Source organism: Streptomyces coacervatus (genome assembly GCF_029223485.1).
GTDB lineage: Bacteria > Actinomycetota > Actinomycetes > Streptomycetales > Streptomycetaceae > Streptomyces > Streptomyces coacervatus.
In genome coordinates this window covers 1-26,004 of sequence record NZ_JARHTP010000008.1, presented here as the reverse complement: position 1 = coordinate 26,004, position 26,004 = coordinate 1, and the positions used below count along the sequence as shown (strand labels likewise).

Annotated in this window: 18 protein-coding genes; 10 read left to right on the top strand and 8 right to left on the bottom strand. The window is 70.2% G+C overall.

Annotated features, from left to right (window positions below):
- Positions 1–180 precede the first annotated feature (180 nt).
- Genes P2Q00_RS20420 through P2Q00_RS20400 form a run of 5 tightly spaced genes read left to right on the top strand, consistent with a single transcriptional unit; the run spans position 181 to position 8,199 of the window.
- Entirely contained in the window at positions 181–3,120 is a 2,940-nt protein-coding gene (locus P2Q00_RS20420; RefSeq protein WP_275774054.1) for a sensor histidine kinase, read from the top strand.
- A complete protein-coding gene (locus tag P2Q00_RS20415) occupies positions 3,117–3,554 on the top strand; it encodes a roadblock/LC7 domain-containing protein (RefSeq protein WP_275774053.1) in 438 nt (145 codons plus the stop codon). The genes P2Q00_RS20420 and P2Q00_RS20415 overlap by 4 nt, the downstream gene beginning before the upstream one ends.
- Before the next feature lie 9 nt (positions 3,555–3,563).
- Positions 3,564–3,959, top strand: coding sequence for a DUF742 domain-containing protein (locus P2Q00_RS20410; protein ID WP_275774052.1), 396 nt, complete (start codon positions 3,564–3,566; stop codon positions 3,957–3,959).
- A gap of 24 nt (positions 3,960–3,983) precedes the next feature.
- The gene (locus tag P2Q00_RS20405; RefSeq protein WP_275774051.1) at positions 3,984–7,613 is read left to right on the top strand and encodes a hydantoinase B/oxoprolinase family protein; all 3,630 of its coding nucleotides are present in this window, start codon (positions 3,984–3,986) and stop codon (positions 7,611–7,613) included.
- Positions 7,594–8,199 (top strand): GTP-binding protein, encoded by a 606-nt coding sequence (locus P2Q00_RS20400; RefSeq protein WP_275774050.1) that lies wholly within the window; start codon positions 7,594–7,596, stop codon positions 8,197–8,199. Before P2Q00_RS20405 ends, P2Q00_RS20400 begins: the two co-directional genes overlap by 20 nt.
- Before the next feature lie 70 nt (positions 8,200–8,269).
- Here P2Q00_RS20400 and glpK read toward each other — a convergent pair whose 3' ends face one another.
- The 4 genes from glpK to P2Q00_RS20380 form a co-directional block, all read right to left on the bottom strand.
- Positions 8,270–9,781 carry a glycerol kinase GlpK gene (gene glpK / locus P2Q00_RS20395; RefSeq protein ID WP_275774049.1) on the bottom strand — a complete coding sequence of 504 codons (1,512 nt, stop codon included), beginning with the start codon at positions 9,779–9,781 and terminating at the stop codon, positions 8,270–8,272.
- A 499-nt stretch (positions 9,782–10,280) separates the two neighbouring features.
- On the bottom strand, positions 10,281–11,933 hold the full coding sequence (locus tag P2Q00_RS20390; RefSeq protein WP_275774048.1) for a GGDEF domain-containing protein: 1,653 nt from the start codon (positions 11,931–11,933) through the stop codon (positions 10,281–10,283).
- A 108-nt stretch (positions 11,934–12,041) separates the two neighbouring features.
- Complete coding sequence (locus P2Q00_RS20385; RefSeq protein ID WP_275774047.1) at positions 12,042–13,232, bottom strand: lipid-transfer protein; 1,191 nt, start codon at positions 13,230–13,232, stop codon at positions 12,042–12,044.
- A complete protein-coding gene (locus P2Q00_RS20380; protein ID WP_275774046.1) occupies positions 13,229–13,654 on the bottom strand; it encodes a Zn-ribbon domain-containing OB-fold protein in 426 nt (141 codons plus the stop codon). The genes P2Q00_RS20385 and P2Q00_RS20380 overlap by 4 nt, the downstream gene beginning before the upstream one ends.
- Positions 13,655–13,752: 98 nt before the next feature.
- Here P2Q00_RS20380 and P2Q00_RS20375 point away from each other — a divergent pair, with 98 nt between their 5' ends.
- Both P2Q00_RS20375 and P2Q00_RS20370 read left to right on the top strand, forming a co-directional pair.
- Positions 13,753–14,562: a M15 family metallopeptidase gene (locus tag P2Q00_RS20375; protein ID WP_275774045.1), complete on the top strand. Its 810-nt coding sequence runs from the start codon at positions 13,753–13,755 to the stop codon at positions 14,560–14,562.
- 47 nt (positions 14,563–14,609) lie between these two features.
- Entirely contained in the window at positions 14,610–15,146 is a 537-nt protein-coding gene (locus P2Q00_RS20370; RefSeq protein WP_275774044.1) for an NUDIX domain-containing protein, read from the top strand.
- A gap of 1 nt (position 15,147) precedes the next feature.
- Here P2Q00_RS20370 and P2Q00_RS20365 read toward each other — a convergent pair whose 3' ends face one another.
- Entirely contained in the window at positions 15,148–17,514 is a 2,367-nt protein-coding gene (locus P2Q00_RS20365; RefSeq protein ID WP_275774043.1) for a glycoside hydrolase family 31 protein, read from the bottom strand.
- A gap of 213 nt (positions 17,515–17,727) precedes the next feature.
- Here P2Q00_RS20365 and P2Q00_RS20360 point away from each other — a divergent pair, with 213 nt between their 5' ends.
- Positions 17,728–19,695 carry an acetoacetate--CoA ligase gene (locus P2Q00_RS20360; RefSeq protein ID WP_275774042.1) on the top strand — a complete coding sequence of 656 codons (1,968 nt, stop codon included), beginning with the start codon at positions 17,728–17,730 and terminating at the stop codon, positions 19,693–19,695.
- Positions 19,696–19,705: 10 nt separating this feature from the next.
- On the opposite strand, the gene P2Q00_RS20355 is transcribed toward P2Q00_RS20360, so the two are convergent.
- On the bottom strand, positions 19,706–21,025 hold the full coding sequence (locus P2Q00_RS20355; protein ID WP_275774041.1) for an aminotransferase class I/II-fold pyridoxal phosphate-dependent enzyme: 1,320 nt from the start codon (positions 21,023–21,025) through the stop codon (positions 19,706–19,708).
- Positions 21,026–21,136: 111 nt separating this feature from the next.
- Between P2Q00_RS20355 and P2Q00_RS20350 the strand changes: the two genes are divergently transcribed.
- Positions 21,137–22,351 (top strand): MFS transporter, encoded by a 1,215-nt coding sequence (locus P2Q00_RS20350; RefSeq protein WP_275774040.1) that lies wholly within the window; start codon positions 21,137–21,139, stop codon positions 22,349–22,351.
- Positions 22,352–22,373: 22 nt separating this feature from the next.
- Positions 22,374–23,267: a DUF8829 domain-containing protein gene (locus P2Q00_RS20345; protein ID WP_275774039.1), complete on the top strand. Its 894-nt coding sequence runs from the start codon at positions 22,374–22,376 to the stop codon at positions 23,265–23,267.
- Positions 23,268–23,345: 78 nt separating this feature from the next.
- On the opposite strand, the gene ptsP is transcribed toward P2Q00_RS20345, so the two are convergent.
- Positions 23,346–25,016, bottom strand: a complete 1,671-nt coding sequence (gene ptsP, locus P2Q00_RS20340; protein ID WP_275774038.1) for a phosphoenolpyruvate--protein phosphotransferase — start codon at positions 25,014–25,016, stop codon at positions 23,346–23,348.
- 78 nt (positions 25,017–25,094) lie between these two features.
- Positions 25,095–25,544, bottom strand: a complete 450-nt coding sequence (locus tag P2Q00_RS20335) for a PTS sugar transporter subunit IIA (RefSeq protein ID WP_275774037.1) — start codon at positions 25,542–25,544, stop codon at positions 25,095–25,097.
- Positions 25,545–26,004 lie beyond the last annotated feature (460 nt).

The following is a 26,004-nucleotide window of genomic DNA, read 5'->3' as shown; positions in this document are numbered from 1 at the left end:
CGCACGATTGCGGGCGGCAATCTCCCGCAATGCCCGGACAACTCCCCATCTCGCCGAGCCAGTACGGAAGTTCAGCCTCCGGACCGGTCTTCGAGTTAACTGTGAGTCGGTAGTAGGCTCGCGCCGTTTGTTGACGCACATGTGTACCCCCGGCCGGCGGGGGTCGAGCTGGGGGAGGCCATGCGCTTTCGCGGGAAGTCGATCCGCCGGAAGATCGTGGCGCTGCTTCTCGTGCCGTTGGTGTCCTTGACCGCGATCTGGGGTTTCGCCACGGTACTCACGGGGCGGGCGGTCACACAGCTGTTCCAGGTGTCGACCGCCGTCGAGGACATCGGTTATCCCACCGAGGACACCGTCCGCGTCCTCCAGCAGGAACGCCGCCAGACTCTGGTCTATCTCGCCGACCCGCGGGCTTCGGACGCGCTCGCCGCGCTGCGCAGCACCCGCCACGCCTCCGACGAGGCCATCGCCAAGGTCCGCAAGAACGCGAATGATCCCGACGTCCGCGACGGACTGAACGCGGGCGACCAAGAACGCCTCACCGCCGTACTGGACGCCTTCGACGGCGTCGACTCCCTGCGCAGCAGCGCCGAGCAGGGCACGGTGACGCGCGCCGAGGCCCTGCACCTCTACAACCGCCTTGTGGACCCCTGTTACGCATTCCTGGCCAGCCTCGACGCGGTCGACAACGTGGAGATGGACCGGCAGGCCCGGGCCCTGGTCAATATCGCCCGCGCCCGCGAACTCCTCTCCCGAGAGGACGCCCTGCTCGGCTCGTCCCTGGTGGTCGGCAAGCTCACCCGGGAGGAGGTCCGAGAGGTCTCCGACCTGGTCGCCCAGCGCACCCAGCTGTTCGACATCAGCCTGCCGGTGCTGCCGTCGGCGGAGCGTGACCGCTACGACCGCTTCTGGAAGAACGCCGCCTCCGCCCCGCTGCGCTCGGCCGAGCAGTCCGTCGTCGACTCCGGCGCCGGTACGCCCCGTTCGGTCGATGCCAAGAGCTGGGACGCCGCCGCGGACAGTGCTCTCAACGAACTCGCCGGCCTGAACGACCAGGCCGGTGACCGCCTGCAGAACCGCGTGCAACCGGTCGCGATGAACGTCATCGTCAAGGCGGCAGTCGCCGGCGTCCTGGGCCTGATCGCGGTGCTGCTCTCGCTCGTGGTCTCGGCGCGCATCGGTCGCACTCTCATCCGCGACCTGCGGCAACTGCGCCTGGAGGCGCACGAGGCCTCCGGCGTACGGCTGCCCAGCGTGATGCGGCGGCTCTCCGCCGGCGAACAGGTCGACGTGGAGACCGAGGTCCCGCGCCTGGAGTACGACAGGAACGAGATCGGCGAGGTCGGGCAGGCCCTCAACACCCTGCAGCGTGCCGCCGTCGAGGCCGCCGTCAAACAGGCCGAACTGCGCGCCGGGGTCTCCGAGGTGTTCGTCAACCTCGCCCGCCGCAGCCAGGTCCTGCTCCACAAGCAGCTCACCCTGCTCGACACCATGGAGCGCCGGACCGAGGACACCGACGAACTCGCCGACCTGTTCCGCCTCGACCATCTGACCACCCGTATGCGACGGCACGCCGAGGGCCTCGTGATCCTCTCCGGCGCCGCCCCGTCCCGGCAGTGGCGCAAGCCCGTCCAGCTCATGGACGTCGTCCGGGCTGCCGTCGCCGAGGTCGAGGACTACGAACGCATCGAGGTCCGCCGTCTGCCGCGGATCGCGGTCACCGGCCCTGCCGTCGCCGACCTGACCCATCTCGTGGCCGAACTCCTGGAGAACGCCACGGTGTTCTCTCCGCCGCACACGGCCGTCCAGGTCCTGGGCGAGCGGGTCGCCAACGGCTTCACCCTGGAGATCCACGACCGCGGCCTCGGCATGGCGGCCGATGCCCTCCTGGACGCCAACCTCCGGCTCGCCGAGACACCGGAGTTCGAACTGTCCGACACCGACCGGCTCGGCCTGTTCGTGGTCAGCCGGCTCGCCCAGCGGCAGAACGTCCGAGTCTCTCTGCAGCCGTCTCCGTACGGCGGCACCACCGCGGTCCTCTTCGTCCCCGACGCGCTGCTGACGGACGACGTCCCGGACACCAATGGCATCGGCTTCCGCCTCGATCGGCTCCACCCCTCGAAGGAGGCCGAGCTGGAGGGGGGCCGCGGGACCGCGCTCTCCCGGACGCCCGTGCAGCTGCCCGGTCTGCCCGCCGCCCTCCTGGACGGCCCGGTCGAACTGGAGGCACCGGTCGACCTCGACGCCATCGAGGACTTCCCTGGCGCGCTCGACGACGAGGACAGCGAGCGCGGCGGGCTCTTCCGCCCCCGCCGCTCCATCGCCCTCGCCGAGGACGAGGCGACCGGCCGCAACAGCGGTCAGCTCCATGCCGAACCCGACAGCCGCGAACCGGCCCCCGGCGACGCCGCCGACAACAGGGGCGGGCCGGTCCCGCTGCCCCGCCGACGCACGCCCAAGCTGGTCAGCTCGCACGGACGCCCGGTCACCGAGCAGCGCTCGTGGCGCGAGAACCTCGACGACACGGACGACGAGCCGCCGACGGGCCCCGGACGCCCCGCGCCGGAAGCCGCCGCACCATTGCCGTCCCGTCGTCGGGCCGAGGAGCCGCCGGCCGGGCGGGGTCCGGGCCGGTCCGACCAGGAAGCCGCGCCACCGCTGCCGACCCGCCGGCGCGGTGCCTCACCGCTGCGCCCGGGCACGGGCGCGGCCGACCGGCCTGCTGAGCGTGCCGCATCCCCGGCCCCCGAGCGACGGGGCCGCGGGGAGAGCCCGCAGCCACCCGCTCTCCCCATGCGCAGACGCCCCAGCGCGATCGCACCGAGCGGCGAGGACACCGCCGGCCGCAGCCCCGGCACCGCACCGCAGGAGGCGGGCCCCGGCGCGGGCCCGCTGCCCCGGCGGGTGCGGCAGGCCAATCTGGCTCCGCAACTGAAGCAGAGTGCCCAGCAGCGCACGGAGGACAGCCCGGAGCTCGTGGAGCGGGACGCCGACGAGGTACGCAGTCGCATGGCCTCGCTCCAGCGCGGCTGGCAGCGCGGCCGCGACGAGAACGCCGCGGGCGACGACGCCCACAGCGGCACAGCACCACAACGAACGACAAAGGGGGACGGTCGATGACCGCACCGAAGGCGACCGGCCACACCGAGACCAACAAGTCCGGGGAGCTCAACTGGCTCCTGGACGACCTGGTGGACCGCGTCGCGAGCATCCGCAAAGCCATCGTGCTCTCCGGTGACGGCCTGCCGACGGGCGTGTCCAAGGACCTGACCCGGGAGGACAGCGAACACCTCGCCGCCGTCGCCTCCGGATTCCACAGCCTGGCCAAGGGCGTCGGCCGTCACTTCGAGGCCGGCAGCGTCCGGCAGACCGTCGTCGAGCTGGACGACGCCTTCCTCTTCGTGACGGCAGCCGGCGACGGCAGCTGCCTGGCCGTTCTGTCGGACGCCGACTCGGACGTCGGCCAGGTCGCCTACGAGATGACGCTTCTCGTCAAGCGGGTCGGTGTGCATCTGGGTGCCGCTCCGCGCACCGATCTGCCCGCAGGCGGGTAGTGGGATGTCATGAGCGCTGACGGTCAGGGAAGAAGCCACTGGTTCGACGACGAAGCGGGACCGGTCGTCCGTCCGTACGCGATGACACGCGGCCGCACCACCAGTACGGGCCAGCACCGCCTCGACCTGATCGCGGTGGTCGTCACGGAACCACACTCGGACGATCCGGACGCCGACTCGACGCTGTCCCCGGAACACGTGGACATCGTCGATCTGTGCCGTGACGCCCCGCAGTCGGTCGCCGAACTCGCCGCTGAACTCGATCTGCCCATCGGAGTGGTGCGCGTCCTCGTCGGCGACCTCGTCGCCGGGGAATTCGTCCATGTGACGCGGCCGGTACCCCCTGCCGAACTGCCGGACGAGAGTATTCTGCGCGACGTGATCAACGGCCTCCGGGCGCTGTGAGCGGCGCGGAAGCGGGGTACTGACGTGACAGGCTGGCAGTTCTGGGTCGACCGGGGCGGCACGTTCACCGACATCGTCGCGCGACGCCCGGACGGCCGCCTGCTGACACACAAGCTGCTGTCGGAGAATCCGGCGCGATACTCCGACGCAGCGGTCGCGGGCGTTCGTGAACTGCTGGACGGCTCCCAGGACCCCATCGAGGCCGTCCGCATGGGGACGACGGTCGCCACCAACGCGCTCCTGGAACGCAAGGGCGAACGCACCCTGCTCGTCGTCACCCGCGGCTTCCGTGACGCCCTGCGCATCGCCTACCAGAACCGCCCGCACATCTTCGCCCGCCGCATCGACCTCCCCGAGCTGCTCCACGAGCGGGTCCTGGAGGTCGACGAGCGCATCGCGGCAGACGGGACCGTCCTTCGCGCCCCCGACCTGGACGCCCTTGTCGGTCCCCTCCAGGAGGCGTACGACGACGGCATCCGCGCTGTCGCCGTGGTCTGTATGCACAGCCATCTGCACCCCGCCCACGAGCAGGCCGTGGGGGAGCTGGCCGCCCGCCTCGGTTTTTCGCAGATCTCGCTGTCCAGCGAGGTCAGCCCGCTGATGAAGCTCGTGCCGCGCGGGGACACCGCGGTCGTCGACGCCTACCTGTCGCCCGTGCTGCGCCGCTACGTCCAGCACGTCGCCGACGAACTCCAGGGCGTACGGCTGATGTTCATGCAGTCCAACGGCGGGCTTGCCGAGGCCGGGCAGTTCCGCGGCAAGGACGCCATCCTCTCCGGGCCGGCCGGAGGCATCGTCGGCATGGCCAGGATGTCGCAGCTGGCCGGCTTCGACCGCGTCATCGGCTTCGACATGGGCGGCACCTCCACCGATGTCTCGCACTTCGCGGGGGAGTACGAACGCGTCTTCACCACGCAGATCGCCGGCGTTCGGCTGCGCGCGCCCATGCTGGACATCCACACCGTCGCAGCCGGTGGCGGCTCGATCCTCCACTTCGACGGCTCCCGCTACCGCGTAGGGCCGGACTCGGCGGGCGCGGACCCGGGGCCTGCCTGCTATCGCGGCGGCGGCCCGCTCGCCGTCACCGACGCCAACGTCATGCTCGGCCGGATCCAACCCGACCACTTCCCCAAGGTGTTCGGCCCGGACGGCGACCAGCCTCTCGACGCGGCCCTCGTCCGCGACCGCTTCGCCGCCCTCGCGCGCGAGATCCGCACGAGGACCGGAGACGACCGCACCCCCGAGCAGGTCGCCGAGGGCTACCTGCAGATCGCCGTCGCCAACATCGCCAACGCCGTCAAGCGGATCTCCGTCCAGAAGGGCCACGACGTCACCCGCTACGCCCTGACCACCTTCGGTGGCGCGGGAGGCCAGCACGCGTGCATGGTCGCCGACTCGCTCGGCATCCGCACCGTTCTCGTACCACCCATGGCCGGTGTCCTGTCCGCGCTCGGCATCGGCCTCGCCGACACCACCGCCATGCGTGAACGGTCCGTCGAGGCACCCCTGGAGCCCGCGTCCATGCCCGCCGTCCTCAAGACGGCCGACGACCTGGAGGGAGCGGCCCGCGCGGAACTCCTCACCGAGGACGTCCCCGAGGACCGCATCCAGGTCACCCGCCGCGCACAGCTGCGCTACGACGGCACCGACACCACCCTCACCGTCGAGCTGACCGAGCCCGACACGATGCGTCACACCTTCGAAGAACGTCATCGCGCCACGTACTCCTTCACCCTCGACCGCCCGATCGTCGTCGAAGCCCTCTCCGTCGAAGCCACCGGCATCACAGACCCCCCCGATCTCTCTGTTCTCGCCCCGTACGAAGCCGCCCGCGCAGGCGGCCCGGCCGCGCCCGCGACCGTCCGCCTCCACACCGGCGGCGCCTGGCGCGACGTACCCCTCCACCGCCGAGAGGACCTCCCTCCCGGCGAAACCGTCACCGGCCCCGCGATCATCACGGAGGCCGGCGCGACGACCGTCGTCGACGACGGCTGGCAGACCGTGGCACGAGACGACGGGCATCTGGTCATGGAACGCGCGGCGATTACGCAGAGTTCCGATCTCGACACAAAAGCTGATCCGGTTCTCCTCGAGGTCTTCAACAACCTCTTCATGTCGATCGCCGAACAGATGGGCGCCCGGCTGGAGTCCACCGCCCAGTCCGTCAACATCAAGGAGCGGCTCGACTTCTCCTGCGCCCTCTTCGACCCGGACGGAAACCTGGTGGCCAACGCGCCGCACATCCCGGTGCACCTGGGCTCCATGGGCACCAGCGTCAAGGAGGTCATCCGGCGCCGGGGCACCTCGATGCGGCCCGGCGACACCTACGCCGTCAACGACCCGTACCACGGCGGCACCCATCTGCCGGACGTCACGGTGATCACCCCGGTCTTCGACACGCAGGGTGACCGAATCCTCTTCTACGTCGCCTCCCGCGGCCACCACGCCGAGATCGGCGGCATCGCCCCGGGCTCCATGCCCGCAGGCAGCCGCACCATCGAGGAGGAAGGCATCCTCTTCGACAACTGGCTCCTCGCCGAGCACGGCCGCTTCCGGGAGGAGGAGACCCTCCGCCTGCTCACCGAGGCGCCGTACCCCTCCCGCAACCCCAAGACCAACCTCGCCGACCTGCGCGCCCAGATCGCCGCCAACCAGAAGGGTGTCGACGAGGTCGCCCGCATGATCGAGAACTTCGGCCTCGACGTGGTGCAGGCGTACATGAAGCATGTCCAGGACAATGCGGAGGAGGCCGTACGCCGGGTCGTCGACGCCCTGGACGACGGCGAGTACGCCTACGAGACCGACTCGGGCGCTGTCATCCGCGTACGCGTGCGCGTGGACCGCGAAAACCGCTCCGCGACCGTCGACTTCACCGGTACGTCCCCCCAGTTGACGAGCAACTTCAACGCGCCCTTCGCAGTGGTCAACGCGGCCGTCCTGTACGTGTTCCGCACCCTCGTCGCCGATGACATCCCGCTCAACGACGGTTGCCTGCGCCCTCTCGACATCGTTGTGCCGCCCGGTTCCATGCTCGCGCCCGAGCCGCCGGCCGCGGTGGTCGCAGGCAACGTCGAGACCTCTCAGGCCATCACCGGCGCCCTCTACGCGGCGCTCGGCGTCCAGGCCGAGGGCTCCGGGACCATGAACAACGTCACCTTCGGGAACGAGCGGTACCAGTACTACGAGACCGTCGCCTCCGGGTCCGGCGCGGGCGAGGGCTTCCCCGGTGCACCCGTGGTGCAGACCCACATGACCAACTCGCGGCTCACCGACCCCGAGGTCCTGGAGTGGCGGCTGCCCGTACAACTCGACGAGTTCGCCGTCCGGCCCGGCAGCGGCGGCGCCGGACGGTGGCACGGCGGGGACGGTGCGGTGCGCCGCATCCGCTTCCACGAGCCCATGACGGTCTCCACGCTCTCCCAGCACCGCAGGGTCCCGCCGTACGGCATGGCGGGCGGCGAGCCCGGTGCGCTCGGCGCCAACCGTGTGGAGCACGCGGACGGCACCGTCACCGCGCTCGGCGGAAGCGACTCGGCGGACGTCGGCCCCGACGACGTACTCGTCATCGAGACCCCCGGCGGCGGAGGCTACGGCCCGCCGTCGTCCCACCCCCATCAAGCAGGAGAAGAGATCGATGATCTTCGGGCGTTCTGAGCGCGGGAAGCCTCCGGTCGAGCCCGTCACGCTCAAGATCCTGGTGGCCGGCGGCTTCGGCGTCGGCAAGACCACCCTCGTCGGCGCGGTCAGCGAGATCCGGCCGCTGCGTACCGAGGAACTGCTCACCGAGGCCGGCCGGCCCGTCGACGACACCAGCGGCGTGGAGGGCAAGAACACCACCACCGTGGCCATGGACTTCGGTCGCATCACACTCCGCGAGGACCTCGTGCTGTACCTGTTCGGCACGCCCGGGCAGGAGCGGTTCTGGTTCATGTGGGACGAGCTCTCCGAGGGCGCCCTCGGCGCCGTCGTGCTCGCCGACACCCGCCGCCTGGAGGACTGCTTCGCCGCCGTCGACTACTTCGAGCGGCGCTCCATACCCTTCGTCGTCGGCGTCAACTGTTTCGAGGGATCGGCCCGTTACCCGGCCGACGACGTCCGCCAGGCCCTGGACCTGGACGACGGCGTACCGCTCGTGCTGTGCGACGCCCGCGACCGGGAGTCCGTCAAGGAGGTCCTCATCGGCGTGGTCCAGCACGCGATGGCGTACGCCGGCGACCGCCGCCAGATCGTCACCACCTGAGGCACGGGTGCGGCCCGTACCCCCGCCGACCGGGGTACGGGCCGCAGTCAATGGGCACGCGCGCGTGCGCCTAGCTCTCGTCGTCCTCCTCCCAGCCGAAGCTCTTCTCCACGGCCTTGCGCCAGTTGTGGTACTGGCGGTCACGGACGGACGCCTCCATGGCAGGCGTCCATTCGACGTCCTTCTGCCAGTGGGACTTCAGTTCGTCGAGGTCGTTCCACACGCCGGTGGCGAGCCCGGCCGCGTACGCGGCGCCGAGACAGGTGGTCTCGGAGACCTTCGGGCGGACCACCGGAACGTCGAGCACGTCCGCCTGGTGCTGCATGAGCAGGTTGTTCTTGGTCATGCCGCCGTCCACCTTCAGGGTGGTGATGTGCACCCCGGAGTCCTGGTACATGGCGTCCACGACCTCGCGCGTCTGCCAGCTCGTCGCCTCCAGCACGGCCCGGGCGAGGTGCCCCTTGGTGACGTAGCGTGTCAGGCCCGTGATGACGCCGCGTGCGTCGGAGCGCCAGTACGGCGCGAACAGACCGGAGAAGGCGGGCACGATGTACGCTCCGCCGTTGTCGTCGACACTCGCCGCCAGGGGTTCGATCTCGTCGGCGGTACGGATGATGCCCAGCTGGTCGCGGAACCACTGCACGAGGGCACCCGTGATGGCTATCGACCCCTCCAGGCAGTAGACCGGCGCCTCACTCCCGATCTTGTAGCCCATCGTCGTCAGCAGCCCGCTCTTCGACGCCACCGGCCGGTTGCCCGTGTTGAGCAGCAGGAAGCTGCCTGTGCCGTACGTGTTCTTCGCCGTGCCCACGTCGTAGCAGGCCTGACCGAACACGGCCGCCTGCTGGTCGCCGAGGGCCGAGGCGACCGGCACCCCGGCCAGCTGGCCCACGGCGGTGCCGTACACCTCGGCCGACGACCTGATCTCGGGGAGGACGGCTTCGGGGATGTTCATCGCGGCGAGGATGGACGGGTCCCACTGGAGGGTCTCCAGGTTCATCAGCATGGTGCGCCCGGCGTTGGTGACGTCCGTGACGTGGTGTCCGCCGTCGGTGCCGCCCGTCAGGTTCCAGATGAGCCAGGAGTCGATGGTGCCGAAGGCGATCTCACCGTTCTCGGCGCGGGCCCTGAGCCCGGGCACGTTGTCCAGCAGCCAGGCGGCCTTGGGGCCGGAGAAGTAGGTGGCCAGCGGCAGTCCGGTCTGCTCGCGGAAACGGTCCTGCCCGTCCGAGCCGCCGAGCTGGTTGGTCAGCGCCGCGGTGCGGGTGTCCTGCCACACGATGGCGTTGTGCACGGGTTTGCCCGTGGCGCGGTCCCACAGGACCGTGGTCTCGCGCTGATTGGTGATGCCGAGCGCACTGAGCTGGTCGGCGCGCAGTCCGGCCTTGGCGATCGCTCCGGCGACCACCGCCTGCACCTTGGACCAGATCTCGGTGGCGTCGTGCTCCACCCAGCCGGGTTTGGGGAAGATCTGGCGGTGCTCGCGCTGGTCGACGGCGACGATGGCGCCGTCCTGGTTGAAGACGATGCAGCGGCTGGAGGTGGTGCCCTGGTCGATAGCGGCGACGAACTTGTCCGTCATGGCGTCCCCTTGGTCGTTCCTTCAGAAGGCTGCTTGGAATCGGAGGGTTGCTGTGAATCAGAAGGCTGCTGTGAAGACCAGCCCGGAAAGCACCCTGCCGATCAGCGGTCCGACCCCCGGGATCCGCATGCCGCGGCCTTCGCCGTGGATGTCTGCGTTGCTCATGGCGGCTCCTAGGCCTGTCCCGGGGTGATCGACCCCGGTCCTCGGTGCAGGGTGCGTTTCCCGGCGACTTCAGCCGAAGGCAGGGAAGCTCCCGCGCCCCGCCCGGCGTCCGTGACGAGCGTGCCGTCGCAGCCGAATCGCCCGTGGGGGAACGGGCCTGTTCTCCAGGCGGGGCCCGCGCGGCGCGTGCCTGGATACACCGTGTATGTACGGCGATGTCGACTGACACCGGAAGTGTTCACCGGCGCCCACGGAGCGTCAAGGTCGCCGACACCAACGGTGACAGCCGCCGTTGTGCCCGAGCGAAGGAGAGACGGTCGGTCGGTTACGACGATCAGCCTAGGCCGGGTTCCGCCACCGCGCACCCGGCCTGGGCGGGCGCGGTCCCCGAGCCGCGCCGGATCTCATGGCCGGGCAGGTCCGCCCGGCCGAGCACCCAACTCGCCCCGTGCAGCGATTTCGCTGCCTTCTTCAGCGGTGCCAGACAGGCGGCGGCCTGCCGGTGGTTCGTCACACTGCCCGGCGGACACAGGACTGTGGCCAGGGACAACGTGATGGGGCGCCCGCCCGCCGACCAGGGCGCATCCAGCACCGAGGCGGCCAGTGGATCCAGCCACTCCGGTTCGGCGAGCACCAGGAAGTCGTCCCCGCCGATGTGTCCCACTCGGGTGTTCCCGGACGCCGCCTGTTGCAGCGCCCGCCCCACCGACCGGATCAGCTCGTCGCCCGCCGCGAACCCGGCGCCGTCGTTGACCTGCTTGAAGTGGTCCACATCCAGCCAGCTCAGTGCGAATGGCCGGCCGTCCGCGATGCGGCGGTCCACCTCTGAGGTGATCGCGTCCGAGCCGGGCAGGCGCGTGAGCGGATTGAGCCCGGCGGCCTCCTCGACCCGGCTCTCGGCCAGTGCCGGCACGAGGTCTGCGAGCCGTACGACACCCACGCACCGCCCGATCCGGTCCACCACGGCCACATCGTCCGAGGTACGGCCCCGGCCGCCCACGGCCACCACGTCCAGGACCTCCCAGGCGGTGGCGTCGACGCCCACTGTCCGCGGCAGATCCCCGAGCTTGGCGGCGGGCCGGTCGGCGTACAGCGCATGTCCGTAGCGCCCCGACATCGACAGCAGGAACCGCGAGCGGTGCACCGAGCGGACGGGGAGCCCGTTCACGTCCACGAGCAGCACCCCGGACACCTCCGGAGACCCGGTCAGCAGCGCCCGTACCTGACCGGCCGACGCGGTGGCGGGCAGCAGTGCGGCGGGCCGTACGAACTCCCGCACCGAAGGCCCCGACCTCGGGACCGTCAAGGCACCGGGGGAGCGGGGCGGAACGTATACGTCCGCCGCGGGCAGCCGGGCCGGCGGTGCGAACAGCTCGCCCTGCGCCAGCTGAGCACCGGCCGAGACCGCGGCCGCGCACTGCAGTTCCGTCTCCACGCCCTCGACGGACAGGAGCGCTCCCAACTGCTCGCACAGCGTCCGCATCGCCTTCACCGCCGCCGGCCGCGCCAGCAGCGACGCGTCCAGTTTCACCAGGTCGGGCCCCATGTCGGTGAGCAACCGCAGGGGTACGTCCCCGTCCCCGACGCCGTCCGCACTGATCCGGAAGCCCTGCGCCCGCAGCCCGCTCACCGCCTCCAGCAGCGCCTGCTGCGGGACGTGCGTGTACGGCGGCCCGATGTCGATCGTCACCTCCCACGGCAGCCGTCCCGCCTCGCGCACCGCGGCATGCAGCGGGGTGAGGCCGCCGAGGTCGGCCAGGGTGCCCGCGAACACATTGACGTGCAGCGGCAGCAGCGTCTCCTTGCTGGCCGCCGCACGGACCGCCAAGACCGCCAGCCGGCCGTCGAGTTCGGGGTCTCGACGGGCCTCGGCCAGGATGTCGCCGGTCTCCGGGCGCGCAAGTATCTCCAGCCCTGCGACCCCTCCGGTGGTCAGGTTGACCACCGGCTGGAAGGCGAAGCGGAGAGTATCCGTCCAGGAGTGCACGGGAGCATGATGGCTCCGCCGGCGCACGCCCAGGCCCAGTTCATGAGACGTTCACGCAGGATTCCGGGTCGATCACGCAGCGTAGGAGAAAGGGCTTGTCCGGCTCGCTCACCGCACCGCGATCACCGCGGACCCGTGCCCGAACAGTCCCTGGTTCGCCGTGATCCCCACGCGTGCCCCCGCGACCTGCCGCCCACCGGCCTCCTCCCTCAACTGCCAGGTCAGCTCGCAGACTTGAGCAATCGCCTGAGCCGGAACCGCCTCTCCGAAGGAGGCCAGCCCACCGCTCACGTTCACCGGTATTCGCCCGCCCAGGGCCGTCGCGCCCTCCCGCAGGAGCTTCGCGCCCTCTCCCTGCCCGCACAGCCCCAGGTCCTCGTACCACTGCAACTCCAGGGCGGTGGACAGGTCGTATACCTCCGCGAGGGAGAGATCCTCGGGGCCGAGGCCCGCCTCCTCGTAGGCGGCCCGCGCGATCGACGCGCGGAACGTGTCTGCGGGGGGCTCCACCGCCACCGCGGAGTCCGTCGCGATGTCCGGCAGATCCAGCACCGTGCTGGGATAACGCGGCGTCACCGTGGACACCGCCCGGATCCGCACCGGCCGGCTCACTCCGTGCCGACGGGCGAACTCCGTGCTGGACAGCACCAGGGCAGCGCCTCCGTCCGACGTCGCGCAGATGTCGAGCAGCCGCAGCGGATCGGCGACCACCGCGGAGGCGGCGACCTCCTCGGCGGTGACCCGCTTGCGGTAGCGCGCGTTCGGGTTGAGCGCTCCCAGGGCTGAGTTCTTCACCTTGACCTGTGCGAAGTCCTCCGCCGTGTCGCCGTGCACGGCCATGCGACGGCGGGCGTACAGCCCGAAGTACGTGGGATTGGTCGCCCCCAGAACCCGGAAGCGCAGCCAGTCCGGATCGTCGGGTCGGTCTCCTCCCGCCGGCCGGAAGAAACCCTTGGGTGCCGCGTCGGCGCCCACCACGAGGACCACGTCCGCGAGGCCCGAAAGGATCTGCGCCCGCGCGGTGTTGACCGCCTGAGCCCCGGACGCGCACGCCGCGTACACGCTTGCCACCCTGGCCCCCTGCCAGCCCAGGGCCTTCGCGAAGGTCGCACCGGCCACATAGCCCGGATAGCCGCCCCGCACGGTGTCCGCGCCGACTATCGAGCCGACGTCCCGCCACTCCAGCCCAGCGTCGGCGAGCGCCGCACGGGCTGCTGCAGCCCCGTACTCGACGAAACTGCGCCCCCACTTACCCCACGGGTGCATACCCGCGCCGAGCACCGCCACGTCACCCGTCATGCCCTCTCCCCCGTCGGCCGCCAGTGCCAGGTCGTCCAGATCGTCTCCGCGTCCTCATGGAGCACCCCGGGGACGAGCTCCACCTCCATGCCCACCGTCAGATCGGCGACAGTGACCCCGGGGGTTGCCTGCCCGAGCACCACGAGCCGCTCCGCGTCCAGCTCCACAGCGATCAACGTGAATGGCTTCCAGGGAAGTTCCGGATTGCTCACATAGGGTGACGGTGGCCGGTACTGACTGTCCGTGTACGACCAGACGTGCCCGCGTCGGGAGAGCGGCACCTCCTCGAGATCGCCGCCGGCGCATCCGGGGTTTCTGCAGTGGGTGTCCTCGCGGGGGAAGAACACCGAGGCGCACCTCGCACAGCGGGTGCCGAGGAGCCTGAAGCCTTCCCCGTCGCCGGTGAACCATCCGTCGACCACGGGCGTGCGTGTACGAGACAAAGCCCCTCCCTGGCATACAATCTGACGGAACGTCAGAAGTGTGTCACGGGCATCCGGAATTGGGCAGTGCAGGAGACATGACACGTCTCTCCAGTGCAGTACGCGGTCTGATCACCGCACTCGCCGCCCTGCTGGCCGTGACCGCCGCCTCCGCCACCGCCCGGGCCTCGACCGACCCCAAGGCACCGAAGGACTTCGTGGCCCTGAGAACCGTGGACCCGACGATCATCCAAGAGATGCGCTACTTCACCCCGCACAACTTCGTCGGCGAGCGCATCGACGGCTACCAGCAGCCGATCTGCCTCCTCACCCGGCCGGCTGCCGAAGCGCTCCACAAGGCCCAGGCGAAGCTGCTGCGCAAGGGCTACACCCTCAAGGTGTACGACTGCTACCGGCCGCAGCGCGCCGTGAACCACTTCGTCCGCTGGGCCGAGGACCTCGACGACCAGGTGATGAAGGGCGAGTTCTACCCGAACGTCGACAAGACCCGTCTGTTCGAGGACGGTTACATCGCGAAGAAATCCGGCCACAGCCGCGGCTCGACCATGGACCTCACCATCGTCAGGCTCCCCGCGAAACCGACCCGGCCGTACCACCCCGGCGAGCCCCTCGTGCCCTGCTACGGGCCCAAGGGCGAGCGCTTCCCCGACAACTCCGTCGACATGGGCACCGGGTTCGACTGCTTCGACACTCTCGCCCACACCCTCGACCCACGTATCCAGGGCGAACAGCGCGCCAACAGGCTGCTCCTCAAGAACACCATGGAGGGGCTCGGATTCGTGAACCTGGCCGAGGAGTGGTGGCACTACACCTACAAGCCCGAGCCCTACCCGGACACCTACTTCGACTTCCCCGTGTCCTGGAAGTCGCTCACCAGCGGCCACTGAGCCGCCCCCGGAAGACGCTCTTCATCTGATCGGATACATTCCGCTTCGTGTCCGAAAACCAAGCCTCCATCCCCAACTCCGCGCCCGACTCCCACTGTTCGAGCTGCGGAGCGCCCTACGGAGAGGGCGTCTCCGGCTGGCCCCGCACCTGTCCGGCCTGCCACGCGGTGGCCTACCGCAACCCCCTGCCGGTGGCGATCGCGCTCCAGCCCGTCTACGACACGAAGGGCACCGCCCTGGTCGTCATCACCCGAACCGTCGCCCCCGCGCGCGGGGGCATCGCATTGCCCGGTGGCTACATAGACGACCGCGAGGACTGGCGGCAGGCCGTCGTCCGCGAGCTCAAGGAAGAGACCGGCATCGACGCGGCGAGCCGCGATGTACGGCTCGTCGACGCCATGAGCTCCCCCGACGGGCACCTGCTGCTGTTCGGGCTCCTGCCGGAGCGTCCGGCCGAGGGCCTGCCGCAGTCCGCAGCCACGGACGAAACGGAAGGCTGGCACCTCCTACGCAGACCGGAAGAGCTCGCCTTCCCCCTGCACACGCTGGCCGTACGGGCGTGGTTCGAGGGCCGGTACATCTGACTCAGCTCTCCTTGAGGCCGCGCACCCGCACCGGGTAGGGCGGCTCGCTCGCGCCGCCCCCGCCCTCCCGCTCGACCACCAGCCGCCGTCCCGTCCAACGGGAGACGTAGCGCTCGAGTTCAGGCTCGTCCCATCCGTCGCCCGCGTCCTGCACCACCAGCCCGGCCCCGCTCCGTCCCCGGGCGGGTGCCCAGACCTCCAGTTCCATCCCGCCGTCGTCCCCACGCACGGGGACGACGGCACCCGCGCGCGCGAGGACCGGAATCCGCGACAAGGGGGCGTCGAGAAGCACCTGCGCCGGCCCCTCGTACACCTGCTCCGTCACCGTGTCGTACCAGCGCCCGCGGGGCAGCTGCACCGCCCGCCGGTCCGTGCCCGGGTCGAGCACCGGCGCCACCAGCAGGCAGTCGCCCAGCAGGAAGGCGTCCTCACAGTCGCGCAACGCGCGGTCCTCGGGCGCCGCCCACCACAGCGGCCGCACATACGGCGCTCCGGTGCGCCGGGCCAGATGCGCGAGCGTCATGAAGTACGGCAGCAGCCGCCGGCGTTCGACGAGCGCCACGCGCGCGTGCTCCAGCACCTCGGCACCGAACTCCCAGGGCTCCCTGCGCCCCGCCCGCAGACTCGCGTGCGTACGGAACAGCGGCAGGTACGCGCCCAGCTGGAGCCAGCGCAGATACAACTCGGGCGACGGACTGCCGTCGAAACCGCCCACATCCGGCCCCGAATACGGCATCCCGCACAGCCCGAGCCCCATGACCAGCGACAGCGAGGCCCGCAGCCCGGGCCAGCCCGTGGCCACGTCACCGGACCATGTGCCCCCGTAGCGCTGCAGGCCGGCCCAACCGGAGCGCGAGAAGATGAACGGCCGTTCCTCGGGGGCCAGTTCGCGCAGCCCCTCGTAGGCCGCCCTGGCCATGCACAGCGCGTAGACGTTGTGCGCCTCCCGGTGGTCCCCGCCCCGTCCTTCCAGCCCGTGCCTGGCCGAACGCGGCAGCGTCGACTCCCCGAAGGCGGCGAACGAGGTGGGCTCGTTCATGTCGTGCCAGAAACCCGAGAACCCCTGGGTGAGCCGCTCCTCGTACAGACCTCCCCACCACTCACGCACACGCGCGTGCGTGAAGTCCGGGAAGACCGCCTCCCCGGGCCACACGACCCCGCGCACAAGCCGCCCCGAAGCATCCCGCACGAACGCGTCCTCGGCGGTCCCGCTGTCGTACACCGCGTTGCCCTCTGCAGCCTTGACCGCAGGATCGACGATCGACACCAGCCGGATCCCGTCCCGCCGCAGCTCCTCGGCCAGTACCGACAGCTTGGGAAAACGCTCGTGGTCGACGGTGAACACCTGGTGCTCGTCGTAGTGATCGATGTCCAGATGGACGGCGTCGAGGGGCAGCCCGCGCTCCAGGTACCCGGCGACGATCCGCCGCACCTCCTGCTCACTGCCGAAGCCCCAGCGCGCGTGGTGATGACCCAGCGCCCACGCGGGCGGCAGCGCAGGCGGACCCGTCAGCGACGCCCAGGTGAGCAGCACGCGCGCGGGGGCGCCCACGATCACCCAGCAGCGCAACGGACCGCCGTCCATCCGCAGTTCGGACGTCCCCGCCCGGTCGTGCCCGGAACCTGCGCCCTCCTCGCCCTCCCGCAGCGTCACCGTGCCGTCCCACGAGGTGTCGTGGAACACCAGATGCGTGGCCGAGTCGGCCACCACCAGCTGCACCGGCATCGTGATGTACAGCGGATCGTCGGCAGGACCGAATGGGCGCCCCGGGTCCGTGTTCCACAAGCGGTACCTTCCCGCGCGCAGCCGCGGGCCCGATGCCCGCCCCCCGAGCCCGAAGAACCGCGCGTCCGCGGCCACCTCCGACCGCTGCATCCAGCGCGCGGTACCGCCCCCGACCGGCTCCCACCACCGGGGCGGCAGATCACGGCGCAGGGTCATGCCCCCGGGAGTGAGCACCTCGACCGCGCCGTGCCGCGAGACGACGACCGTCACCCGCTCGGCCACGACCCGCCAGCCACCGTCCTTGTCCGGCTCCAGGACCGCCCGGGGATCGGGCTCCGGGCAGCGGCCCGCGAGCGCGTACGACGGCTCGGGAGAGGCCCCGTCCCAGCCCCAGAAGACCGCTCCGTTCACAGCGACGAAGATGCGCAGCTCGGATCGGCTGAACCGGACGATGCCACCGCCCGGACCGGGTTCCACCTCCTGCACGGGCCCGGGCACCCGGGCGCGCTCGGCCCCCCGCGACGGCAGCGCGGAGGCGTCGGCACGCCTCCTGCGCCACGCCGCCTTCACGGTACGCAACCCCTGGGCCGCCCTCACCGAACCGACCGCCTTTATCGAACGCACCAGGTCACGACCGTCCATGCTGCTCACCTTGCCATTGACCGCCCCACGCGCGCGTGTCGTTCAACTCCCGTTCACCCGTGCCGGGACCACATCTTCACGACACGGACTATGTGGGGCGCACCCTGGTGTAGAAGTCGATCACATGGCATCGTCCGTGTCAGCCGCGTCACGCGCACACCCCTGCACGTGCGCGACCGACGCACACGACGCGCACAGTCCGGGAGCCGCCCCATGTCGACCGTGAACCCCCAGCCGCTCTGGCGGCCAGATCCGGAACGCATCGCCCAGGCGCAGGTGACAAAGTTCCAGGCCTGGGCGGCCGAGCACCACGGCGCCCCGGCCGAGGGCGGCTACGCGGCACTGCACCGCTGGTCCGTCGACGAACTGGACGCCTTCTGGAAAGCCGTCACCCAGTGGTTCGACGTACGGTTTTCGACCCCCTACGCGCGCGTACTCGGCGACCGCTCGATGCCGGGTGCCCAGTGGTTCCCCGGGGCTACCCTGAACTACGCCGAACACGCCCTGCGCGCGGCCGCGACCCGCGCGGACGAACCGGCCCTCCTCCACGTCGACGAGACGCACGAGCCGCGCCCGGTGACCTGGTCCGAGCTGCGCCGCCAGGTCGGCTCACTCGCCGCCGAGCTGCGCGCCCTCGGCGTCCGCCCCGGAGACCGCGTCAGCGGCTACCTCCCGAACATCCCGCAGGCCGTCGTCGCGCTTCTCGCCACGGCCGCCGTGGGCGGCGTCTGGACGTCCTGCGCCCCCGACTTCGGCGCCCGCAGCGTCCTCGACCGCTTCCAGCAGGTCGAACCGGTCGTCCTGTTCACCGTGGACGGCTACCGCTACGGCGGCAAGGAGCACGACCGCCGTGACATCGTCGCCGAGCTGCGCCGCGAACTGCCCACGGTGCGTGCTGTCGTCCACATCCCCCTCCTCGGCACCGAGCCCCCCGAAGGCGCCCTGGAGTGGTCGGAACTGACCAGCGCGGACGTCGAGCCCGTCTTCGAGCGGGTCGCCTTCGAACACCCCCTATGGGTGCTCTACTCCTCGGGCACGACCGGCCTGCCCAAGGCCATCGTCCAGTCCCAGGGCGGCATCCTGGTCGAGCACCTCAAACAGCTCGGCCTGCACTGCGACCTGGGCCCCGAGGACCGTTTCTTCTGGTACACCTCGACCGGCTGGATGATGTGGAACTTCCTCGTCTCCGGCCTCCTCACCGGCACGACGATCGTGCTCTACGACGGCAGCCCCGGCTTCCCGGACACGGGCGCCCAGTGGCGCATCGCCGAACGCACCGGGGCCACCCTCTACGGCACCTCGGCGGCGTACGTCATGGCCTGCCGTAAAGCCGGCGTCCACCCGGCGCGCGACTTCGACCTCGGCAAGGTGCAGTGCGTCGCCACCACCGGATCACCGCTACCGCCCGACGGATTCCGCTGGCTGCACGACGAGGTGCGCGACGATCTGTGGATCGCGTCCGTCAGCGGCGGCACGGACGTGTGCTCCTGCTTCGCAGGAGCCGTACCGACCCTCCCGGTGTACATCGGCGAGCTCCAGGCACCCGGCCTCGGCACCGACCTGCAGTCCTGGGACCCCAGCGGCAAGCCCCTGGTGGACGAGGTCGGCGAGCTCGTGGTCACCAACCCCATGCCGTCCATGCCGATCCGCTTCTGGAACGACCCCGACGGCAGCCGCTACCACGACAGCTACTTCGACACCTACCCCGGCGTATGGCGCCACGGCGACTGGATCACCGTCACCTCCCGCGGCTCCGTCGTCATCCACGGCCGCTCCGACTCGACGCTCAATCGCCAGGGCGTACGCATGGGCTCGGCCGACATCTACGAAGCCGTCGAGCGCATCCCCGAGATCAGGGAATCCCTCGTCATCGGCATCGAACAGCCCGACGGCGGTTACTGGATGCCCCTGTTCGTGCACCTGGTCCCCGGCGCCGCCCTGGACGACGCCCTGCTGGGCCGCATCAAGCAGACCATCCGCGAACAGCTCTCACCGCGCCACGTCCCCGACGAGATCATCGAGGTACCCGGCATTCCGCACACCCTCACCGGAAAGCGCATCGAGGTCCCTGTCAAGCGCCTCCTCCAGGGCACTCCACTGGAGAAGGCCGTCAACCCGGGCTCCATCGACAACCTGGACCTGCTGCACTTCTACGAGGACCTCGCCCGCAAACGCGCCTGACAGGGGCGGCTCAACCGCCGTAGGTGGCCTCGGACTCGCCGAGCACGGCACCGAAGTCCGAGGCCAGCCGCGCCGCGTCGGCAGGCTCCAGCTCGGCCACGGAGATCCGCACCCCCGGCGGTGACGACGACCGGAACCGGGCCCCGGCAGCGACCCACCAGCCATACGAGCGCAGCCCGTTCACCACGGCCGACTCGTCCTTCACAGGCACCCACAGGTTCATCCCGCTCGCCCCGTGTGCGCCGATACCGCGCTCGCCGAGCTCGCCGAGAAGAGCGCCGCGGCGCAGCGCGTAAGTCTCCTGCGCACGCGCCACCAACGCGCGCGTGCCGCCGTCGGACAGCAACCCGTGCACGGTCTCCTGGAGGAGATGACTGACCCAGCCGGAGGTCAGCAGCAACCGCCCGTCGTGGCGGGCCAGGGTGGTCGCGTCACACGCAGCTGCCGCCCACCGCAGGTCGGTCCCGAGGAACTTGCTCACGGTGCGCACGTGCACCCAGCGCGTCAATCCGCTGCCGGTCAACGAGTGGAGGGGGGTGGCGGCGACGGCGGACGCGTGGTCGTTCTCGATGACCAGCACGTCGGGCTCGTCCCGGAGTACGTCCACGAGCGCGTCCCGGCGCTCCACCGAGAAGCAGCCGCCGTACGGATTCTGTGCCCGAGGACTGCACACCACAGCCCGCACACCCGCCCGCAGTGCCCCGCGCAGGGCCTCGGGGCGCACACCCTGGTCGTCCACGGCCACCGGCACGATGCGCAGCCCCAACGCCGTGATCAGGTCCAGCAGATGGTGGTATCCCGGGTCCTCCATTGCCACGGCGTCGCCGGGCCGCAACTCCACGGACAACAACCGCCCGATCAGATCCAGCGCCCCGTGCGCGAAGGTCACTTGCTCCACGGGCACCCCATCACCCCCCATCCAGTCACGCACGGCGTCCTCAAGCTGCGCCAGCCTCGGCGTCGAACGGTGCGACCGGGCACCGGGGGACAGACGTGACGGCGGTACGAGGGCGGGCAGCAGAGCGGGATCCGGATGCCCGCCTGACAAGTCCCGCAGTCCCTCCGGGACTTTGGGCGGCCGCCGTGACGCCACCGCGGGAGCCGGTGCCACCACGGTTCCGCCCCGCCCGCGCGTGACCACGATTCCGCGCTGCCGCAGCTCCTTGTAGGCCGTGGCGACCGTACCGGGACTGACCCCGAGGTCGTCCGCGAGCCGTCGCACGGGAGGCAGTGCGGCCTCGGGCCCCAACGATCCCTCCGCCACGGCCTGTTCGACGGACGCGGCAATTGCCTTGGCCGTCGTACCAGAGATCCCATATTGTGTTGCCACGTTGGAAATTATGTATCAGTACATAACTGAAGGTAAGGGGGAGCAGTGCATCCGATGCGCCGCGCAGCCGCATGGTCGAGCCGGATACCAGGAGGTCGCGACGGACGCAGAATGCTCACCATCGCCCTCGTCGACCGCATCGGCAGCGGGTTGTGGGCCGCCGTGTCCGTCCTGTACTTCACTTATGTCTCGGGCCTCTCCGTCGCGCAGGTCGGGACGCTCGCTGCAACCGCCGGAGCCATCGGCATCGCCGGCGCACCCCTGGGCGGCCGCCTCGCCGACCGGTTCCCGCTCACCCGCGTCCTGCTCGCCGTCCAACTCCTGCGCGCACTGGCCTCCTTGGCGCTCCTCACCACGAACGACTACGCCCTGCTCCTCGCTTTCTCCGCGGTCGGCAGCCTCGGAGACCGTGCGGCGAGCGTCCTCACCAGGCTGTACGCCACCCGCGTGGCAGGACCCGACCGCGTCCGCTACCAAGCCGTACACCGCACCATCGCCAACGCCGGCTGGGCCCTGGGCGGCCTCGTCGCCGCGACGGCCCTGGCCCTCGGCACCACCACCGCCTACCACTGGCTCCTCGCCGGCGACGCCCTCTCCTTCCTCGCCTCCGCCCTCCTCACCCTGCGCTGCGGCGAACCCCCGTCCGCCTCCCGCACCGTCACCACCTCGAAGACCCCGGCACCCGCGACCAAGCCGGCACGCGCCAATCCCTGGCGTGACCGCACCTACCTCGCCTACGTCGGCACCGAGACCGTCCTCTTCCTCGACGACGCCGTCTTCAAGGTCGGCCTGCCCCTGTGGATCGCACACGCGGGCAACACCCCGCACGGCCTCGCGCCCCTGCTGCTGGTCCTCAACAACGTGATGGTCGTGGCACTCCAAGTCCCCCTGGCACGTTTCGGGACCACCACCACGGCCGCTCGCAGGCTCCTCCTCCCCCTGTCGGCCGCCTTCGCTCTCGGCGGCATCGCCATGGCACTCTCGGCCAGCGACGGCACCGTGACCGCCACCCTGCTCCTGACCGCCTCGGCAGCCGCCTTCACCCTGGCAGAGATGCTGCACGCGGCCATCTCCTGGGAACTCTCCGTTGCCCTCGCCCCCGTCACCGCGCAGGGCGCCTACCTCGGCGTGCACGGTCTGGCTCAGTCCGCCCAACGCAGCATCGGACCACTCGCCGTCACCGCGGCCATCGCCACTGGCCCGGCGGGCTGGACCGCCTTCGGCGCCATCATCGCCCTGACCTGCCTGATTCAGCACCGCCTCGTCCGTGAGCGCCTCACTCGGACGCCATTGTCAGTGCCGCCAGTTACTGTGAGTGAGCATTGATCGACCGTGCACAGGGGGAAAGATGGCGCACACCGACCGCCAGACCATGCGACGCGTCCTGCGCCGCGAAATCGCAGGCACCATCGGCCTGCTGACCGACGAGCACGACTTCCGTGCCATGAGGCGCTACCGCAGCTTCACCTTCGACAACCACACGAGCTATCTCCAACAGGTGGAAGCGCTCCTCAAGATGCGCGCCTCCCAGGGCAGCCACACCGCGGTCGCCCTCTTCGACCCGCAGGAGTACGCCGAATTCTGCGCGGACACAGGCCTCGACCCCGACGTCCAGTCGAGCCGCACCCGCTTCACGGCAGAACTGGCGACCACAGGACCCGTCGTTCCCTACGAAGGCCAGTCCCTGGCCGACCTCGTCCCCACCCTCGTCGACGAAGCCGTCCGACAGGCCACCTGGGAGTACGCGTCCACACTCCTCGCCCGCCTCGGCGCCTGCGCCTCCTGCGGCGAGGACATCGGACGCGCCGCCTTCACCCGCGCCTCCCATCTCCTCGTACGCATCCTCGACACAGCAGGGGCAGGCAACCGCCACCTCGTCTGCAGCGTCTCGGCAACCCCGGAGACACTCGTGTCCGTCCTCCATGCAGACGAGGACGACCACGGTGCCATCCAACTCGACGAAGCCGAAGCCCTCGAATTCACCACGGTCCTGGCCCTCGGCATGGCCACCCAGAGCCCAGGCGGGCTCGTCATGCGCACCAGCGCCCCCGGGACCACCGACCGCGTCTACGGCTGGCGCCTGCGCGGAGAAGGCATCGCCCCCCTCACGGCCGGCGAGGTGTTCGACGCCTACTGCACCGACATCGAATCCGGAGACCTGATCTCCCCGGAATCGGACGTCGACTACTGCGTACCGCCGGACCTCGGGGAGGAAGGACAGATGCCCGGTCACCGCCACTGAAAGCAGAAGGGGCGCTCCACCCGCGGGTGGAGCGCCCCTCACGAACAGTCGGCGAGACAACAGCCGGCGCCGGACCGGCTACTCGCCGGACAGCACCGCCTGAGCCGCGTTGCGCGCCTCCTCGGCGCTCTCCGCAGCCCGGGCCGCCGCGGCAGCACGCTCGCATTGGGCCAGCGTGTACTTGCCAAGAGTCGCCCGCACATAAGGAATTGACGCCGCACCCATGGACAGGGAGGTGACACCAAGACCGGTCAGCACACATGCGAGCAGCGGGTCGGACGCGGCCTCACCGCAGACACCACAGCTCTTGCCCTCGGCCTTCGCCGCCTCAGCGGACAGCGCCACCAAGTCGAGCAGCGCAGGTTGCCACGGATCCTGCAGACGGGACACCGCACCCACCTGACGGTCGGCCGCGAACGTGTACTGCGCAAGGTCGTTGGTCCCCAGCGACAGGAATTCGACCTCCTGCAGAATCGACCGAGCCCGAAGCGCGGCAGAAGGAATCTCGACCATCGCGCCGAACTTCGCCTGCAGCCCCGCCTCACGGCACGCGTCCGCGAACGCCTTGGCGTCGGCACGGTCCGCCACCATCGGGGCCATGACCTCGAGGTAGACCGGCAGACCTTCGGCAGCCTTCGCGAGCGCTGTCAGCTGCGTGCGCAGAACCTCCGGATGGTCGAGCAGCGTCCGCAGACCGCGCACGCCCAGCGCCGGGTTCGGCTCGTCGGTCGGTGTGAGGAATTCCAGCGGCTTGTCCGCGCCGGCGTCGAGCACGCGTACGACGACACGGCCCTCGGGGAACGCCTCAAGAACCTGCCGGTAAGCCTCGACCTGCTTTTCCTCCGACGGGGCGTTCTTGCTGTCGTCGAGGAAGAGGAACTCGGTGCGGAACAAGCCCACACCCTCGGCTCCGGCCTCGACCGCGGCCGGCACGTCCGCGGGACCGCCGACGTTGGCCAGCAGCGGCACCTTGTGTCCGTCGGACGTGGCACCCGGACCGGTCGAGGCGGCGAGCGCTGCCTTGCGCTCAGCGGCCGCGGCCTGCAGGTGTGCCTTCTTCTCCTCGCTGGGATTCACGAAGATCTCGCCGGTGCTGCCGTCGACGGCGATCACCGTGCCCTCGGCCAGCTCGCCGGCACCCGGCAGCGCCACCACGGCCGGAACACCGAGCGCCCGCGCCAGAATCGCGCTGTGGCTGGTCGGCCCACCCTCCTCGGTGACGAAACCGAGGACCAGGGTCGGGTCCAGCAGCGCCGTGTCGGCAGGCGCAAGGTCACGTGCAATAAGAACGTACGGCTCGTCGCTGTCCGGGACGCCCGGCATCGGCACCCCGAGCAGCCGGGCGACGATACGGTTCCGCACGTCATCCAGGTCGGCCACCCGACCGGCGAGGTACTCACCGGCACCGGCGAGAAGGGCGCGGTACGCGGCAAAAGCGTCATACACGGCGCGCTCGGCCGTGCTTCCGACGGCGATACGCCGTTCGACATCCGCCATCAGCTCGGGGTCCTGGGCCATCATGGCCTGAGCCTCGAGCACCGCCTGGGCTTCGCCCCCCGCCAGATTGCCGCGCGCCATCAGATCGGCCGCCACAGCTTCCACGGCTTTGCGGGCGCGCCCCTGTTCACGCTCTGCATCCTCAGCCGGAATCTGCTTGGCAGGCGGCTCCAGCACCGCCGTTCCCATGTGCCGAACCTCGCCGATCGCCACACCATGGCTCACACCGACGCCTCGCAGCGTTGTCTCCATCTCACCCGTCTCCGATAGTGCGGCGGGTCCCGCCGCCGCTGTGGTTGTCCTACCTGCCGTCATAAGACGGCACTGCCGTCACTTCCAGACGAAGAGACTGTCGCCCGCCTTCACATCACCGTCGTCACGAAGATCGGAGAGAGCCTCGGCAGTGGCCTCGAGCGCCACGATGGGGCACACCGCGGACTTGCCGGCGGCCTCCACGGCGGCCGGGTTCCAACGCACCACACCCTGCCCCCGCGTCACGGTGTCGCCCTTGTTCACGAGCAGTTCGAAGCCGTCGCCGTTGAGCTGCACGGTGTCGATACCGAGGTGGGTGAGCACTCCATGCCCCTCCTCGTCGACAACGACAAAAGCGTGCGGATGGAGAGAGACGATGACTCCGTCCACGGGGGCGACGGCCTCGGACGGTTCGCGCACGGGGTCGATCGCCGTGCCCGGGCCCACCATGGCCCCGGAGAAGACTGGATCCGGCACTGCTGCCAGGCCGATGGCGCGTCCTGCAATCGGGGACGTCACGGTGGTCATGGGAAGCCTCCCAGAGGTGGAGATCCATGTGGGCCGTCACTGCCTGTACCGGACGGCGCACTGTGGAGCAGGGTATGTCATATGAACTGCCGGTTCCGCATGAAAGATACCGGATAGTGGTCTAGACCACCAGCCCTATCGATTTGCACCGGCTTCCCAGCCCCGTGTACAGTCGTACTCCTGCTTGAGGCCGAGCGACGCGATCAAGCGTCCTTGGCTCAGCGGCACCCACACTCGTCAGATCCTAACTCGGGATCATCTTCCGCATGTCTGCGGGAGGGTGGTCAGAGGGACGGAAAAACACTGATAGAGTTTGGAACAGCGAAGGGAAGCGCCCGGAGGAAAGCCCGAGAGGGTGAGTACAAAGGAAGCGTCCGTTCCTTGAGAACTCAACAGCGTGCCAAAAATCAACGCCAGATATGTTGATACCCCGTCTCCGGCCGGATCACCGGTTGGGACG